Origin of the sequence: Pseudomonas sp. TWP3-2 (assembly GCF_049897765.1) — a bacterium.
GTDB lineage: Bacteria > Pseudomonadota > Gammaproteobacteria > Pseudomonadales > Pseudomonadaceae > Aquipseudomonas.
The window spans coordinates 59,787-73,378 of sequence record NZ_JAFCWW010000006.1 but is presented as its reverse complement, the minus strand read 5'-3'; the positions used below and the strand labels follow the sequence as shown (position 1 = coordinate 73,378).

The 13,592-nt window shown below is 57.0% G+C and carries 14 protein-coding genes and 2 pseudogenes; 13 read left to right on the top strand and 3 right to left on the bottom strand.

Going from position 1 to position 13,592, the window contains the following annotated elements:
• Positions 1-20 precede the first annotated feature (20 nt).
• The gene (locus tag ACP7EE_RS11260; RefSeq protein WP_426234553.1) at positions 21-569 is read right to left on the bottom strand and encodes a hypothetical protein; all 549 of its coding nucleotides are present in this window, start codon (positions 567-569) and stop codon (positions 21-23) included.
• Positions 570-597: 28 nt separating this feature from the next.
• Here ACP7EE_RS11260 and ACP7EE_RS11255 point away from each other — a divergent pair.
• From ACP7EE_RS11255 to ACP7EE_RS11245, 3 genes and pseudogenes are all read left to right on the top strand, one after another.
• A pseudogene (locus tag ACP7EE_RS11255) lies at positions 598-681 on the top strand (DUF6124 family protein); the annotation flags it as partial.
• 722 nt (positions 682-1,403) lie between these two features.
• Complete coding sequence (locus ACP7EE_RS11250; protein WP_426234552.1) at positions 1,404-1,646, top strand: hypothetical protein; 243 nt, start codon at positions 1,404-1,406, stop codon at positions 1,644-1,646.
• 173 nt (positions 1,647-1,819) lie between these two features.
• Entirely contained in the window at positions 1,820-2,290 is a 471-nt protein-coding gene (locus tag ACP7EE_RS11245) for a hypothetical protein (protein WP_426234551.1), read from the top strand.
• Between the two features lie 206 nt (positions 2,291-2,496).
• Here ACP7EE_RS11245 and ACP7EE_RS11240 read toward each other — a convergent pair whose 3' ends face one another.
• Positions 2,497-2,715: a hypothetical protein gene (locus ACP7EE_RS11240; protein ID WP_426234550.1), complete on the bottom strand. Its 219-nt coding sequence runs from the start codon at positions 2,713-2,715 to the stop codon at positions 2,497-2,499.
• Between the two features lie 251 nt (positions 2,716-2,966).
• On the bottom strand, positions 2,967-3,269 hold the full coding sequence (locus ACP7EE_RS11235) for a hypothetical protein (RefSeq protein WP_426234549.1): 303 nt from the start codon (positions 3,267-3,269) through the stop codon (positions 2,967-2,969).
• Positions 3,270-3,503: 234 nt separating this feature from the next.
• Here ACP7EE_RS11235 and ACP7EE_RS11230 point away from each other — a divergent pair, with 234 nt between their 5' ends.
• From ACP7EE_RS11230 to ACP7EE_RS11185, 10 genes and pseudogenes are all read left to right on the top strand, one after another.
• Positions 3,504-4,325, top strand: a complete 822-nt coding sequence (locus ACP7EE_RS11230) for an ABC transporter substrate-binding protein (protein WP_426234548.1) — start codon at positions 3,504-3,506, stop codon at positions 4,323-4,325.
• A complete protein-coding gene (locus tag ACP7EE_RS11225) occupies positions 4,322-5,167 on the top strand; it encodes an amino acid ABC transporter permease (RefSeq protein WP_426234547.1) in 846 nt (281 codons plus the stop codon). Before ACP7EE_RS11230 ends, ACP7EE_RS11225 begins: the two co-directional genes overlap by 4 nt.
• A gap of 28 nt (positions 5,168-5,195) precedes the next feature.
• Positions 5,196-6,578: an LLM class flavin-dependent oxidoreductase gene (locus ACP7EE_RS11220; RefSeq protein WP_426234546.1), complete on the top strand. Its 1,383-nt coding sequence runs from the start codon at positions 5,196-5,198 to the stop codon at positions 6,576-6,578.
• Positions 6,579-6,760: 182 nt separating this feature from the next.
• Entirely contained in the window at positions 6,761-8,263 is a 1,503-nt protein-coding gene (proP, locus tag ACP7EE_RS11215) for a glycine betaine/L-proline transporter ProP (protein ID WP_420651417.1), read from the top strand.
• Between the two features lie 174 nt (positions 8,264-8,437).
• Entirely contained in the window at positions 8,438-8,656 is a 219-nt protein-coding gene (locus tag ACP7EE_RS11210; protein ID WP_426234545.1) for a hypothetical protein, read from the top strand.
• A 39-nt stretch (positions 8,657-8,695) separates the two neighbouring features.
• Positions 8,696-9,169, top strand: a complete 474-nt coding sequence (locus ACP7EE_RS11205) for a hypothetical protein (RefSeq protein ID WP_426234544.1) — start codon at positions 8,696-8,698, stop codon at positions 9,167-9,169.
• A gap of 244 nt (positions 9,170-9,413) precedes the next feature.
• Positions 9,414-10,913, top strand: a complete 1,500-nt coding sequence (glcD, locus tag ACP7EE_RS11200; protein ID WP_426234543.1) for a glycolate oxidase subunit GlcD — start codon at positions 9,414-9,416, stop codon at positions 10,911-10,913.
• Positions 10,913-11,977, top strand: a complete 1,065-nt coding sequence (gene glcE, locus ACP7EE_RS11195; RefSeq protein ID WP_426234542.1) for a glycolate oxidase subunit GlcE — start codon at positions 10,913-10,915, stop codon at positions 11,975-11,977. Before glcD ends, glcE begins: the two co-directional genes overlap by 1 nt.
• 3 nt (positions 11,978-11,980) lie before the next feature.
• On the top strand, positions 11,981-13,228 hold the full coding sequence (gene glcF / locus ACP7EE_RS11190; RefSeq protein WP_426234541.1) for a glycolate oxidase subunit GlcF: 1,248 nt from the start codon (positions 11,981-11,983) through the stop codon (positions 13,226-13,228).
• Positions 13,179-13,318 (top strand): annotated as a pseudogene (locus ACP7EE_RS11185) (heme-binding protein); the annotation flags it as partial. The gene glcF and the pseudogene ACP7EE_RS11185, both read left to right, overlap by 50 nt.
• Positions 13,319-13,592: the final 274 nt, after the last annotated feature.

The following is a 13,592-nucleotide window of genomic DNA, read 5'->3' as shown; positions in this document are numbered from 1 at the left end:
ACGGAACCTTGCCGCGCCCTTCAACCGTGACGCGTGTAAATCACCACATCTCCAGAGGTCGCAATCACCAATGTCTGCCCTGAGTAGGAAAAACCGAATGCTCTCACTTCGGACTCGATCGCCAGTTTGTGAAAGCTCGATGGTAGATTGCATTCGGCACCATGAAGCCAGGAACCCGGCTTGAACAACAGCAAGTGATGCTCAGGCCATTTCAAAGTCACGGTCTCAGTCGACCAACCATCGGGTGTAGTAGAGGGTAGACTGCCGCCATAAATGCCAGCCATGCGGATGGTCTTGTTTTCAAGCGCACCGATGCCCTTGCATTCGAGGAAGCGGTCTGTGAGTGCTCGATCAGAAGCGTCTCGGGCAATTTTTTCTCCGGTCTCACAATCGAGTAGACCTAGTCCTGAACTGGAAGATACAAGTAACAACTCCGAGTCACGATCAAAGCCAACATCATACAAACCGGCAACGGTGTACTCCCCGGCGAGCTCCCAAGGAGACGGGGGTTGGGACGTTTGGCATTGATTGATGATTTCTCTTAACGGGTTCAGATGGGATGTCGGCATACGATGGGGACCTGTATTTTCATCAATGTCTGCTCTTGGCATTGCGCAGGTGGTGATGTTAGGGGAATTGGCGGTGAATCAGGCATTGGATAATGTTGAGGTGAAGACGTGAGAGCCGGCTGAGGTTAGCCAAAAGTACGGCGCCATATAAGCTGGATTACCTCAGCCGAATGCTGCCTGTTTTGAGAGGCAGCATTCGGCCAAAAACGGACGTTCGCAAGTGGCCGCTAACGGACAAAAGCGGTCTATCAGAAATCGTCAGAATGCGGTTCAGTATCTGAAAACTCAGCTCGATAATCGCTGTGCGTCAGTGCCAGTCTCTAAAACAGTGCATGCATTGACGCGCACGCCAAGTTCTCAACTGCCCTCCGCAGAATGAGCAGTGGGCAAGCTTTTGCTCGCACAGAGGCCTCATCCGATGGCGGAAATACTCCCAGACAACTTCCGGTTCAACATTTTCTCGGCGGACTATCTCATCTACTACTGCCTGATCACCCTTCTCGTGGAAAACCCCGATGATCGCTAGCGTTTCGATTGCCGGACAGTAAGCAGTAATTGATTCGCCACATCGATTGCAAACGCGTTGACCATAGCCAGTAATCATAAATTCGTTTCAGTACTTGGAACTGGAGATGACCTTTTTACTAGACACTGGGTGCAGTGACAATGTCCGCAAGGGTCGATTGTTGCCCATCATGACAGACAGCAATCGGTCAAGAGCGGACGTACAGCCCACTACTTTTCATCAGCCAGAAGCTGCCGGCAGAAGGTAACCTTGAAAAGGATTTACACTCGCTTGGCTGTGTCCTAGACGTCAACTTACGGAACAGATTCGTGCACATTCATATTATCTACACCCGAACAGGCATGCTGCTCTCCAAGCATCCTTACCAATCATGGATAGAAATTCAAGATCAATACCCTGAGTACATGACTTCGCTCGGCCCTTGGGAAGAAGATACGGTCATCGAATACCTTGCAGATGAATACCCAGAGCTTTCCCCGCATCCGCAAGAGCAAGTCATTGCGTTCATAGCGGATACTCCAGAGGTAAGAGTGCTTACTTTTGCCGCGTAGATCGTCTTGGCGACCATTCTCAGATACTCGCTCTCGACGTCCGCTATGGGTCGATTGCAGCCCTGCGCGACAGGCTGCAATCTGCCAAAAGCGCTCTTTGGGAACGAGGCTTTATCATGTTGAAATCGCACCCGGTTAATGATTAGTTTGTTCATTTTCAGGAAGCATTGTGAATGCCTATTTTTGAAATTTTGCCGCTGGTAGCAATCGGCCCCGCGCGGCTTGGCGCTTCACGCGCAGCAGCAAGGGAAGCAATGTCTGTGAATGGACTCCCGCTTGAACGATCCGATGGCCGCGTAGATTATTTCTGCGAAGCTTCCATCCAGCTTGAGTACGGCCCTGGCGATGAAGTCCAGTTCATAGGCGTCTCCGGAAACTCTCAGCTCAACTTCACGTTTAGAGGGGTTGATGTTTTTGCTATCTCTGCGGCTGAATTGTTTTCACTAATGGCTGCCTCGGACGATTCCGGCCCCCATGAGTTCGACCGGTATGAGTACTGCTTTCCGAACCAGATACTCACGCTTTGGGATGCTGATGAACAATATGACCGTCAAGGCGGAGAAGAACGTGAGGTGTGGGGCCAAGTCGGGATTGGCAATGATGCTTATGTGGCAGCCATCGAAGCTATTGAGAAAAAGCTATAACTGGCTAGACGGTACTCGCGCAGGAGTGGGGTATTAAAAGGCTGCGACAGTGACCGCTGACCTGAAATTACCTTGGGTGACCGGTAGCTATGAGTCAATAGAAGCCTATGACCGGCAGAATTGGGTCGTTTTCAGCCGGTCGCGACAGGCAGAAAACGACTCGAAGCGGACTATTGCATTCATTGGCGAATGAAGAGTGATGCTTGTTATCTGATATGAAAGATTCCAGCAATTGCATTGAGGGCTTTCTTACCGTCAGATTTATAAAGACCATGTAGAAATGTCTGGTCGCTCAGACGATGCAGACGGAAATGATTGTAGAAAGCCTGACCCAACCGCTGGTTCTCGAATTTGCCTCTATCCCAAAGCTCTAGGAACTCATCGTAAGCCGCTCTCTCAATCTCCGGTTTTATTCTACTTTCCAATGCAGGCCTCAATTGATGGTGAGTGCTGGCAGGATCCTACGAAGCCAATGCTGCCGGCACAAGGTACGTCGGTCTCGATGACTGCTCTTGGCCGATAGCAGCCTCTGGTGCTTACTGATTTCGCCGCCGGCCGGAATTATCTCGCAGGTTGTGAACCCTCCCCTGGCCGTTCCTGATCAGAAGCCAAAAGATAAAAAAAGCCCGGCTACTAAAGCCGGGCTCTCGTCGAGTCCTACGGTAAAACCCTGCATTCAAACCGCACGGCGTTCGATCAGACGATCCGAACCACCTTCAGCTACCTCATTACCTTTCAGGCGATCCGAACCATCGGCGGCAACCTCATTACCCTTCAAACGATCCGATCCATCAGCAGCAATCGCATCACTAAACAACGGATCAGTCTGCGTAGCCGCCGCCACCGCATCACTAAACAACGGATCAGTCTGCGTAGCCGCTGCCACAGCATCACTAAACAGCGGATCAGTCTCAGTAGCCGCGAATGCATTCAGTGCGAAGATCGAGAAAACAATACCTACGATGGTTTGGCGTTTCATGGTTGTGTGCTCCGGGTTGCAGTGGTTGGGTATGGAGCCGATCTTACGCCGCGCCTCCGATATGAGAACTTCATTGAATTAATGGCTGTTATCGACGCAGTCAATGATCCCCCGCCCTCATCCGCAAAACCGATATGCCACGAACAAAGCAGCATATGCAAAAATCGAAGTACAAAGCGTTTTTATAGTGCGTTTTAATCTATTCAGAATTTTTTCTGTTTGGAGCATTCGCACTTGAAGACCACGGCATTTCTAACCTTGGGCCTGGCATTGGCCACCACTTGCTCCACTGCATTCGCCGGGCCGATCCTTGATCGCGTCACGCAGAAAGGTGTGCTCACCGGTGTGTTGATGGAGAGTTACCCGCCCTTCTCTTTCCTCAATGCGCAAAACCAGTTGGACGGTTTCGATGTAGACGTCGCGAAAGCCGTGGCCGAGAAGCTGGGTGTGCAGTTGCGACTGGAAACGCCGTCGTGGGATGTGATCGCCGCCGGGCACTGGAATGGTCGTTACGACATCTGCGTGTGCTCGATGACGCCGAGCAAGGCGCGCGCCGAGGTGTTTGATTTTCCGGTGCAGTATTACCAGTCGCCGGCGGTGATTGTGGTGAATGCCAAGGACACGGCCATCGCTGCGGGCAAAGATTTGTCGGGCAAGAAAGTCGGCGTGATCAGCGCGTCGACTTACGAGGCTTATCTGAACAAGGATCTGGTGATCGAAGGCGCCGAGGAAAAGCCGCTGAGCTATCCATTTGAGAGCGTGCAGATCGCGCCGTACGACAACGAAACCGTGGCGTTCCAGGATCTCGCTTTGGGCAGCGGCGTGCGTCTGGATGCGATGGTGACCAACCTGATCACCGCCCGCGAGCGCATCGCTCAGGACCCGCGTTTCAAGATTGCCGGCGAGCCGCTGTACGCCGAACCGAACGTGGTGGCGGTCGAGAAAGGTGATCCGCAGTGGAACGCCAAGGTCAGCGAGGTCATCGCGCAACTCAAGGCTGACGGCACGCTGAGCAAGATCTCACAGAAGTGGATCGGCTCCGATATCAGCCAATGACAGCCCTTAACCCTCACCCGGCGAAAACCCGGGTCGCCGCTGAACCCGCGCCGCCGCAGCCACGTCAGTGGTTCGGTTTTCGCACGCGTCTGTATCTGACGTGGGCGGCGCTGCTCGGTTTGTGCGTGATGTTTTTCCTGAGCTTCGATCTGAAGTTTTCGATCATCCTCGACAAGCTGCCGAATCTGGTCGGTGTGCATCTGGGGCCGAACGGTTTTTTGCAGGGTGCGGCGCTGACGATTTTTCTGTGCTTCTGCTCGATCTGGTTTTCTTTGCTGCTGGGGTTTGTCACGGCGCTGGCGAGGTTGTCGAGCAGTGCGGTGGCGTTTGGGATTGCGAGTTTTTACGCGTCGTTCTTTCGCGGTACGCCGCTGTTGATTCAGATTTTGCTGATCTATCTGGGGCTGCCGCAACTCGGTGTGGTGCCGGGGGCGATCAGTGCCGGAATCATCGCGTTGTCGCTGAATTATGGCGCGTATCTGAGTGAGATTTTCCGTGCGGGCATCCTCGGTGTTGCGCCGGGGCAGCGTGAGGCGGCGGCCGCACTCGGTTTGAAACCGGCAGCCACGTTCATCCACATCATCCTGCCGCAAGCCATGCGCACGATTCTGCCGCCGACCACCAGCCAGTTCATTTCGATGCTCAAGGATTCGTCGTTGATCTCGGTGATGGGCGTCTGGGAGGTGATGTTTCTCGCGCAGTCGTACGGTCGCTCGTCGTATCGCTACATCGAAATGCTCACCACCGCAGCCGTGATTTACTGGCTGCTGTCCATCGGTCTCGAACTGATCCAGCACCGCCTCGAACGCCATTACGGCCGGGGTTTCAAGCATCAGCGCTAAGCCGCTCACGATATTTTCAGGAACGACAATGTCCGATCCAAAACCTCTGCTGTTTGCACTCTATGAACAGGCCAGCGTCGGCTGCGGCGGTGCGCCGAGCCTGTGGACTCACCCGGCTGACGAACGCCTGAGCATCAACTCGCTCGGCTATTGGTCGAACCTGGCGCGGATTGCCGATCAGGCGCACCTCGACATGCTGTTTTTCGGCGATGTGCTGGGTTTCTATGACGTGTTTGGCGGCAATGCCGATGCGGCGATGAAATGGGCGGTGGAAGCGCCGGCCAACGATCCGTTGATGATCATCCCGGCCCTCGCTGCCGTGACGGAAAACCTCGCGTTCGGCGTGACCGTCACCACCAGTTACGAGCATCCGTTCACCCACGCGCGGCGCTTCAGCACCCTTGATCACCTGACTAACGGCCGGGTTGGCTGGAACATCGTCACCTCGTATCTGTCCAGCGCCGCACGTAATTTCGGCCTCGAACAGATGATCAAACACGACGACCGCTACGAGCGCGCCGAAGAGTTCATGGACGTGGTTTACAAACTCTGGGAAGGCAGCTGGGCGGATGACGCGGTGGTCGCTGATAAGGCGCGCCAGCTCTACGCGCGCGGCGACCGGGTGCGGCCGATCAACCATGCAGGCGCGCATTACCGAGTGGCCGGGCCGCACCTGACTTCGCCGTCGCCGCAGCGCACGCCGCTGTTGATTCAGGCCGGTTGGTCGGGCCGTGGTCGCGAGTTTGCGGCCAAGCATGCCGAGCTCATCTTTATCGCCAAGTCCAATCCGCAGGAAATTCGCCAGGGTCTGGAAGACATTTGGGCCAAGGCGCAGGCGCTCGGGCGTCAACGTGAAGACGTGAAATCGCTGACCGTGCTGCGCATCGTCACCGCCAAAACCGAGATCGAAGCCCAGCGCAAATACGATGAGCTGCAAAGCAACTATCACCTGCAAGCGCAACTGGTCAGTTACGCCGGCGATACCGGCATCGACATCAGCCGCTATGCCGACAATGAAGCGCTCTCGACCCACACCGAAGGCCTGACCTCCTACGTGATGCGCGCCGATGGCAGCGGCAAACCGCTGACCGCCGGCGACGTCAAACAGCGCTTCGCCAGCGTCACCCGCGGCAGCGATCTGATTCTGGTCGGCACACCCGAGCAAGTGGCCGATCGCATCGAAGAACACGCGCGGATCTCCGGCACCAGCGGTTACATGCTCAACCCGCTGATCAGCCCCGGCAGCCTCGAAGACTTCGTCGAACTGATCATTCCGGAATTGCAGAAGCGCGGTTTGTATCGCACTGAGCCGCAACGCGGGACGTTCCGCTCGAGATTGCGTGGTGATGGCGCCAGTCATTTGCCGGATTCGGCTTACGGCGCGTCGTTCCGTTTCGACCGCACGCTGTGACTGCGCAGGCGATTAGCAAAAAATAGCCGAATGCGGTGAATTTTTTCGTGTCCAGTTGTATCTGATCAGGAAGAAGCCGTGCCATCAAATAGATGGCAACGGCCAAGGCAAGCTGTCCAGCCCGCGCCACACGGGGCTCAGGGCGGTTTGCATCAAGACTGATAGGATCAGAGTGGACTCGCATGAAAGCAGCTAAAAACAGCGTCAACCCGATCGGGTTGCAAGACATCACCATTGTCGACGACGTCAAGATGCGCAAGGCGATCACCGCCGCCGCACTCGGCAACGCGATGGAATGGTTCGACTTTGGCGTCTATGGCTTCGTCGCCTACGTGCTCGGCAAGGTGTTCTTCCCCGGGGCTGATCCAAGTGTGCAGATGATTGCCGCGTTGGCGACCTTCTCGGTGCCGTTCCTGATTCGGCCGTTGGGCGGGTTGTTTTTCGGCGCGTTGGGCGACAAGTACGGACGACAGAAAGTCCTCGCCGCGACCATCGTGATCATGTCGCTCAGTACTTTCGCCATTGGCTTGATCCCCTCCTACGCCTCGATTGGCATCTGGGCGCCGATCCTGTTGTTGCTGGCGAAAGTCGCCCAAGGCTTTTCGGTCGGCGGTGAATACACCGGCGCTTCAATCTTCGTCGCTGAATACGCGCCGGATCGCAAACGCGGTTTCCTCGGCAGTTGGCTGGACTTCGGCTCGATTGCCGGCTTCGTGTTCGGCGCCGGTCTGGTGGTGCTGATTTCGACGATTCTCGGCGAACAGAAATTCGAAGAATGGGGCTGGCGCCTGCCGTTCTTCCTCGCCCTGCCGCTGGGCATGATTGGCCTGTATTTGCGTAACGCGCTGGAAGAAACCCCGGCATTCCAGCAGCACGTTGAACAACTTGAACAAGGCGACCGCGAAGGTCTGGCGCATGGCCCGAAAGTCTCGTTCAAAGAGGTTGTAACCAAGCACTGGCGCAGCCTCGTGACTTGCATCGGCGTGGTCGCGGCGACCAATGTCACCTATTACATGCTGCTCACCTACATGCCGAGCTATCTGACCCACAACCTGCACTACAGCGAAAATAGCGGTGTGCTGATCATCATCGCGATCATGGTCGGCATGCTGTTCGTGCAGCCACTGATCGGCTTCATCAGCGACAAGATCGGGCGCAAACCCTTCATCGTGTGCGGCAGCATTGGCCTGTTCATCCTCGCGATTCCAGCGTTCACGCTGATCAACAGCGGCAAGATCGGCCTGATCTTCTCCGGCCTGCTGATGCTGGCGGTGCTGCTGAACTTCTTCATCGGCGTGATGGCCTCGACCCTGCCGGCGATGTTCCCCACGCACATTCGCTACAGCGCACTGGCCAGTGCGTTCAACGTCTCGGTGCTGATCGCCGGCCTGACCCCGGCCCTCGTCGCCTGGCTGGTAGAGACCACGCAGAATCTGTACATGCCGGCGTATTACCTGATGGTGATTGCGGTTGTCGGCCTCGCGACCGGCCTGACCATGAAAGAAACCGCGAACAAACCGCTACGCGGCGCGGCACCTGCGGCGTCCGACCTTGAAGAAGCCAAGGAACTGCTGCAGGAGCATCACGACAATATCGAGCACAAGATTGAGGACATTGATGCGCAGATTGCCGAGCTGGAAGCGAAGCGCGAGAACCTCGTGCAGCAGCATCCGCGGATTGAATAATTGCGGCCATCCATGATCCGGTAGAGCAAACGAAAGCAGCCTCAGGGCTGCTTTCGTTCGTTTACAGAGCTTGAGCCTGAGCGGCCGCATCCGACTGCGACATTGAAATGCCACCATCGAAATAGTATGTTACCGAAAATCTATCTGCGGTTTCATATCAACAAGGAAGACATCGTGTCGCTCAAAGGAATGCTGATTTCCGGTTATCTGGTCATTGGCCTGATCTACGCCCTCTACTCCTGGATGTTCACCATTTACTCCCACGCCAGCTTCGCCTACAACCTGGGTCGAGGCCTGATTTGGCCAGCCGCAATGTTCCCGACCTTCGGTGCATTCATCGGCGGAATTCTCATGGTTGTGATCATCGGCGCGATTCATCTGAGCCGCCGCTAATCAATCCGCACCTCTGGAACTGATCAAGGAAAGATACTCGTGAGCATAAAAAACGTGACGCTGGCTGTATTGCTGGCAGCTGCATTGGCAGGCTGTGGCGGTAGCAAGGACAAAGCCGAGGAACTGGTCGAGATCAGCGGCCTGACCAAAAATTTTGGCACTATCGTGGACGTCGCATCGGCGGGTTACGCCTCCCGCTACCCGATGCTGGAGAGGGAACAGATTCGCAATGTCGTACGCGAAAATCTCGATCAGGAAGAGCTGAAGAACCAAGTGATCGAGATCTACGCCGATCATTTCGACACTGATGAGCTGGATCTGATGATCCGTGCCAACAAGCATCCCGAGCAGGCCATGGCCATGATCCTCGGCTCCAGCGAAGGTCGCGCGCTGGCAGAAAAGATCATGAAGGTGCAAAAAAACATCGCTGAAGACATGCAGGAAGCGATGGTCGACAGTGACGACTCAATCGTTGATGCGCTAGATGATTTGAAGGACGAGCAGCAGGGCTAGAGCGTTTGTCGGTTGATCCCACTGGCCGAACGAAGCGCCGAGCCAAGGCGCTTCGCTCGTCATTTGATGTTCGTTTCAATACGCCGTTGTAAGGGTGCTGACCTCACGATTACGTCTTTTTGCGCATTCGCGCATCCCCCCTTCCCCACCTCAGCTTTACTCTCCGCTACCAAGGGCTCAATGATGCATTGAGCCGCCCAACGATCCACACCTCTAAAAACTACAAGGAGGATCGCCACCGATCATGAACATTCTCTACGACGAACAGCTCGACGGTGTGTTGCCGGACGTCGATAAAGCCGCGCTGCTGCAGGCTCTGCAAAGCCAATGGCCGGATCTGCAAGTGCTGCACGATCGCGAAGAACTCAAGCCATATGAGTGCGATGGCCTCTCCGCCTACCGCACCACGCCGTTGCTGGTGGTGTTGCCCCGGCATCTGGATGAGGTGCAGGGGATTCTGCGGATTTGCCATGAACGGCGGGTGCCGGTGGTGGCGCGTGGTGCGGGGACCGGATTGTCCGGCGGTGCGTTGCCGCTGGAGAAAGGCGTGTTGCTGGTGATGGCGCGCTTCAACAATATTCTGCAAATTGACCCGGCGGCGCGTACGGCGCGGGTGCAGCCGGGGGTGCGCAATCTGGCGATCTCACAGGCTGCGGCACCATTCGGGCTGTATTACGCGCCGGATCCGTCGTCGCAAATTGCCTGTTCGATTGGCGGCAATGTCGCGGAAAACGCTGGCGGCGTGCATTGCCTGAAGTACGGTCTGACCGTGCACAACCTGCTCAAGATCGACATTCTGACGGTCGATGGCGAGCACCTGACCCTTGGTTCCGATGCGCTGGATTCTCCGGGATTTGATTTGCTGGCGCTGTTCACCGGTTCCGAAGGCATGCTCGGGGTGATCACCGAAGTGACCGTCAAACTACTACCCAAACCGCAAACCGCGAAAGTGCTTCTGGCCGCCTTCGACTCGGTGGAAAAGGCCGGGCGCGCGGTGGGCGAGATCATCGCTGCCGGGATCATTCCCGGTGGTTTGGAGATGATGGACAACCTGGCGATCCGCGCCGCTGAAGACTTCATCCACGCCGGTTATCCGGTGGACGCCGAAGCGATTCTGCTGTGTGAACTGGATGGCGTCGAAGCCGATGTCCACGACGACTGCGACCGGGTGCGCCAGGTACTGGAGCAAGCCGGCGCGACCGAGGTACGTCAGGCACGCGACGAGGCCGAACGCGTGCGATTCTGGGCCGGGCGCAAAAATGCCTTCCCGGCCGTAGGGCGTCTATCGCCGGATTATTACTGCATGGACGGCACGATTCCGCGGCGTGAATTGCCCGGCGTCTTGCACGCGATCAAACAGCTATCCGCCGAGTACGGCCTGCGCGTGGCCAACGTTTTCCATGCCGGCGACGGCAATATGCACCCATTGATTCTGTTCGACGCCAACCAGCCCGGCGAGCTGGATCGCGCCGAAGCATTGGGCGGAAAGATTCTTGAATTATGCGTGAAAGTCGGCGGCAGCATCACCGGCGAACACGGGGTCGGGCGCGAGAAAATCAATCAGATGTGCGCGCAGTTCAACAGCGACGAATTGACCCTGTTTCATGCAGTGAAAGCGGCGTTCGACCCCAGTGGCCTGCTCAATCCGGGCAAGAACATTCCAACTCTGCAGCGCTGCGCCGAGTTTGGCGCGATGCACGTGCATGGCGGGCAGTTGCCGTTCCCTGAGCTGGAGCGATTCTGATGGGTAATGCGCAGGATTTCGACGACAGCGCGGCGTTGCTCGAGCAGGTCAATCAGGCGCTGGAAAACGCAACGCCGTTGCGCATTCAGGGCGGCAACAGCAAGGTGTTTCTTGGGCGCATCGTTGCTGGCGAGATACTTGATACGCGCAGTCATCGCGGCATCGTCAGCTATGATCCGACTGAACTGGTGGTCAGCGTGCGCTGTGGCACGCCGCTCAATGAATTGCTGGAAGTGCTCGACGCCGCGCAGCAAATGCTCCCATGCGAACCGCCCGCCTTCGCCGAGGGCGCCACGGTGGGCGGCATGCTCGCCAGTGGCTTGTCGGGGCCGCGCCGCCCGTGGTCGGGTTCGGTGCGCGACTTTGTGCTCGGTACGCAGGTCATCACAGGCCATGGCAAACATTTGCGCTTCGGCGGTGAGGTGATGAAGAACGTCGCCGGTTATGACCTGTCGCGGTTGATGGCCGGCAGTTATGGCTCGCTTGGGGTGATCACCGAGGTCTCACTGAAAGTGCTGCCGAAACCGCGTCAATGCCTGAGCATCAGTCTTGAGATGAACAGCGAACGCGCCCTGCTGCGACTGGCCGAATGGGGGCAACAGCCATTGCCGATCAGCGCGGCTTGTCACGATGGCGAGCGTTTGCATCTGCGTCTGGAGGGTGGCGAGGGTTCGGTGGCGGCGGCGCATGATCGATTGGGTGGCGAGTTGCTTGATGCCGCGTATTGGGCGGATTTGAATGAGCATCGACTGGCATTTTTCGATGAAATCCAACCGCTGTGGCGCTTGTCAGTACCGAACAATACGCCGCTGTTGAATCTGCCCGGCGTGCAGTTGCTCGACTGGGCTGGTGCGCAGCGCTGGCTCAAGTCCGATGCTGATGCGGCGGTTATTCGCAAACTAGTCGGCGAAGTCGGCGGACATGCAATCAGCTACAGCCATGGCCTGGTGGACAGTCCGTTCCAGCCGCTGCCGCCGGCCCTGCTGCACTATCATCAATCCCTCAAGCGACAACTCGACCCTCGCGGGATCTTCAATCCCGGCCGTCTGTACGCGGAGCTTTGAGCCATGCAAACCACATTGAGCGCAGAATCCCGGCAACTGCCGCGCGCCGAAGAGGCCGAAAAAATCCTGCGCAGCTGTGTGCACTGCGGCTTTTGCAACGCGACCTGCCCGACCTATCAACTGCTCGGCGATGAACTCGACGGGCCACGCGGGCGCATCTATCTGATCAAGCAAGTGCTGGAAGGCAATCAGGTCACGCGCAAGACTCAAGAGCATCTGGATCGCTGCCTGTCGTGCCGCAACTGCGAAACCACCTGCCCGTCCGGGGTGGATTATCACAATTTGTTGGATATTGGTCGCGCAGTGGTCGATGCCGCTGTGCCGCGTCCGATGGGTCAGCGTTTGCTGCGTGAAGGACTGCGCAGCGTGGCGCCGAATGCCCGGTTGTTCAAACGGCTGATCAGCAGCGGCCAGGTGTTTCGTGCGCTGCTGCCGGGCAGTTTACAGGCCAAACTGCCGCGCAACGCAGCGGCGCCTGGATCACGCCCGGTGACCCGACATGCGCGACAGGTGTTGATGCTGGAAGGTTGCGTGCAGCCGGGGTTGTCGCCCAATACCAATGCGGCAGCGGCGCGGGTGCTGGATCGGTTGGAGATCAGCGTCACTGCCGCCCTTGAAGCTGGATGTTGCGGCGCGGTGGACTATCACCTCGATGCACAGAACGTGGGTCTGGATCGCGCCCGGCACAATATCGATGCGTGGTGGCCGGCCATTGAACTTGGCGCCGAAGCGATTGTGCAAACCGCCAGCGGGTGCGGCGCGTTCATCAAGGATTACGCGCATCTGCTGCGGGCCGATCCGGCGTATGCCGATAAGGCCAAAAGAGTCAGCGCGCTGGCAAAAGATCTGGTCGAAGTACTCAAGGGTGAGCCACTGGAAACCCTCGGTGTTCACGGGGATCGACGACTGGCATTCCATTGCCCATGCACCTTGCAACACGCACAGAAACTCGGCGGCGCGGTGGAGTCGGTGTTGATCCTTCTGGGCTTCAGCCTCACCGCTGTGCCGGACGCGCATCTGTGTTGCGGCTCGGCCGGCACCTATTCGCTGACCCAACCTGAACTGGCGCGGCAGCTGCGCGACAACAAACTCAATGCACTGGAAAGTGGTCACCCGGAAATCATCGCCACAGCCAATATCGGCTGTCAGTCCCACCTCGACGGCGCGGGTCGCACGCCCGTGAGGCACTGGATCGAACTGATCGACGACGCTGTTGGCCTCGCCCGAAGGCGGCGTGCCGATTGTGTTTGAGGGGCAGGTGATTGGCGCGGTCGGGGTGTCGGGGGTGAAGGCCGAGCAGGATGCGCAAGTGGCCGAGCGGGTGTGCAGTGTCTAGATTGAGGGGTAAATGACAGGCGAAAAAAAACCGTCTTTGCGGGACGGTATTTTTTCGTAAGCCTCGGTTTGCGACCGAAGCTTACTGCCTCACAAGCCACACTGACGTGGACGCATGTTATTAGCCTTTGCTATTGCCCGCAACGGATTTCTTTCGTTCTTTTTTGCCGCAGTTCAAGGCATATACAGACCATTACGACAATAAACTTTTCAGCAAATACCTGACAGAAATAACGCTTTACAAAAAACGGCAACTCAAACGCTCTAGACAACAAAGATG

What these genes read in the sequence shown, in the direction of transcription:
- ACP7EE_RS11260 (WP_426234553.1), bottom strand. Translation starts at nt 569, where the DNA reads ATGCCGACATCCCATCTGAACCCGTTAAGAGAAATCATCAATCAATGC.
- ACP7EE_RS11245 (WP_426234551.1), top strand. Translation starts at nt 1,820, where the DNA reads ATGCCTATTTTTGAAATTTTGCCGCTGGTAGCAATCGGCCCCGCGCGG.
- ACP7EE_RS11235 (WP_426234549.1), bottom strand. Translation starts at nt 3,269, where the DNA reads ATGAAACGCCAAACCATCGTAGGTATTGTTTTCTCGATCTTCGCACTG.
- ACP7EE_RS11225 (WP_426234547.1), top strand. Translation starts at nt 4,322, where the DNA reads ATGACAGCCCTTAACCCTCACCCGGCGAAAACCCGGGTCGCCGCTGAA.
- ACP7EE_RS11220 (WP_426234546.1), top strand. Translation starts at nt 5,196, where the DNA reads ATGTCCGATCCAAAACCTCTGCTGTTTGCACTCTATGAACAGGCCAGC.
- proP (WP_420651417.1), top strand. Translation starts at nt 6,761, where the DNA reads ATGAAAGCAGCTAAAAACAGCGTCAACCCGATCGGGTTGCAAGACATC.
- glcD (WP_426234543.1), top strand. Translation starts at nt 9,414, where the DNA reads ATGAACATTCTCTACGACGAACAGCTCGACGGTGTGTTGCCGGACGTC.
- glcE (WP_426234542.1), top strand. Translation starts at nt 10,913, where the DNA reads ATGGGTAATGCGCAGGATTTCGACGACAGCGCGGCGTTGCTCGAGCAG.
- glcF (WP_426234541.1), top strand. Translation starts at nt 11,981, where the DNA reads ATGCAAACCACATTGAGCGCAGAATCCCGGCAACTGCCGCGCGCCGAA.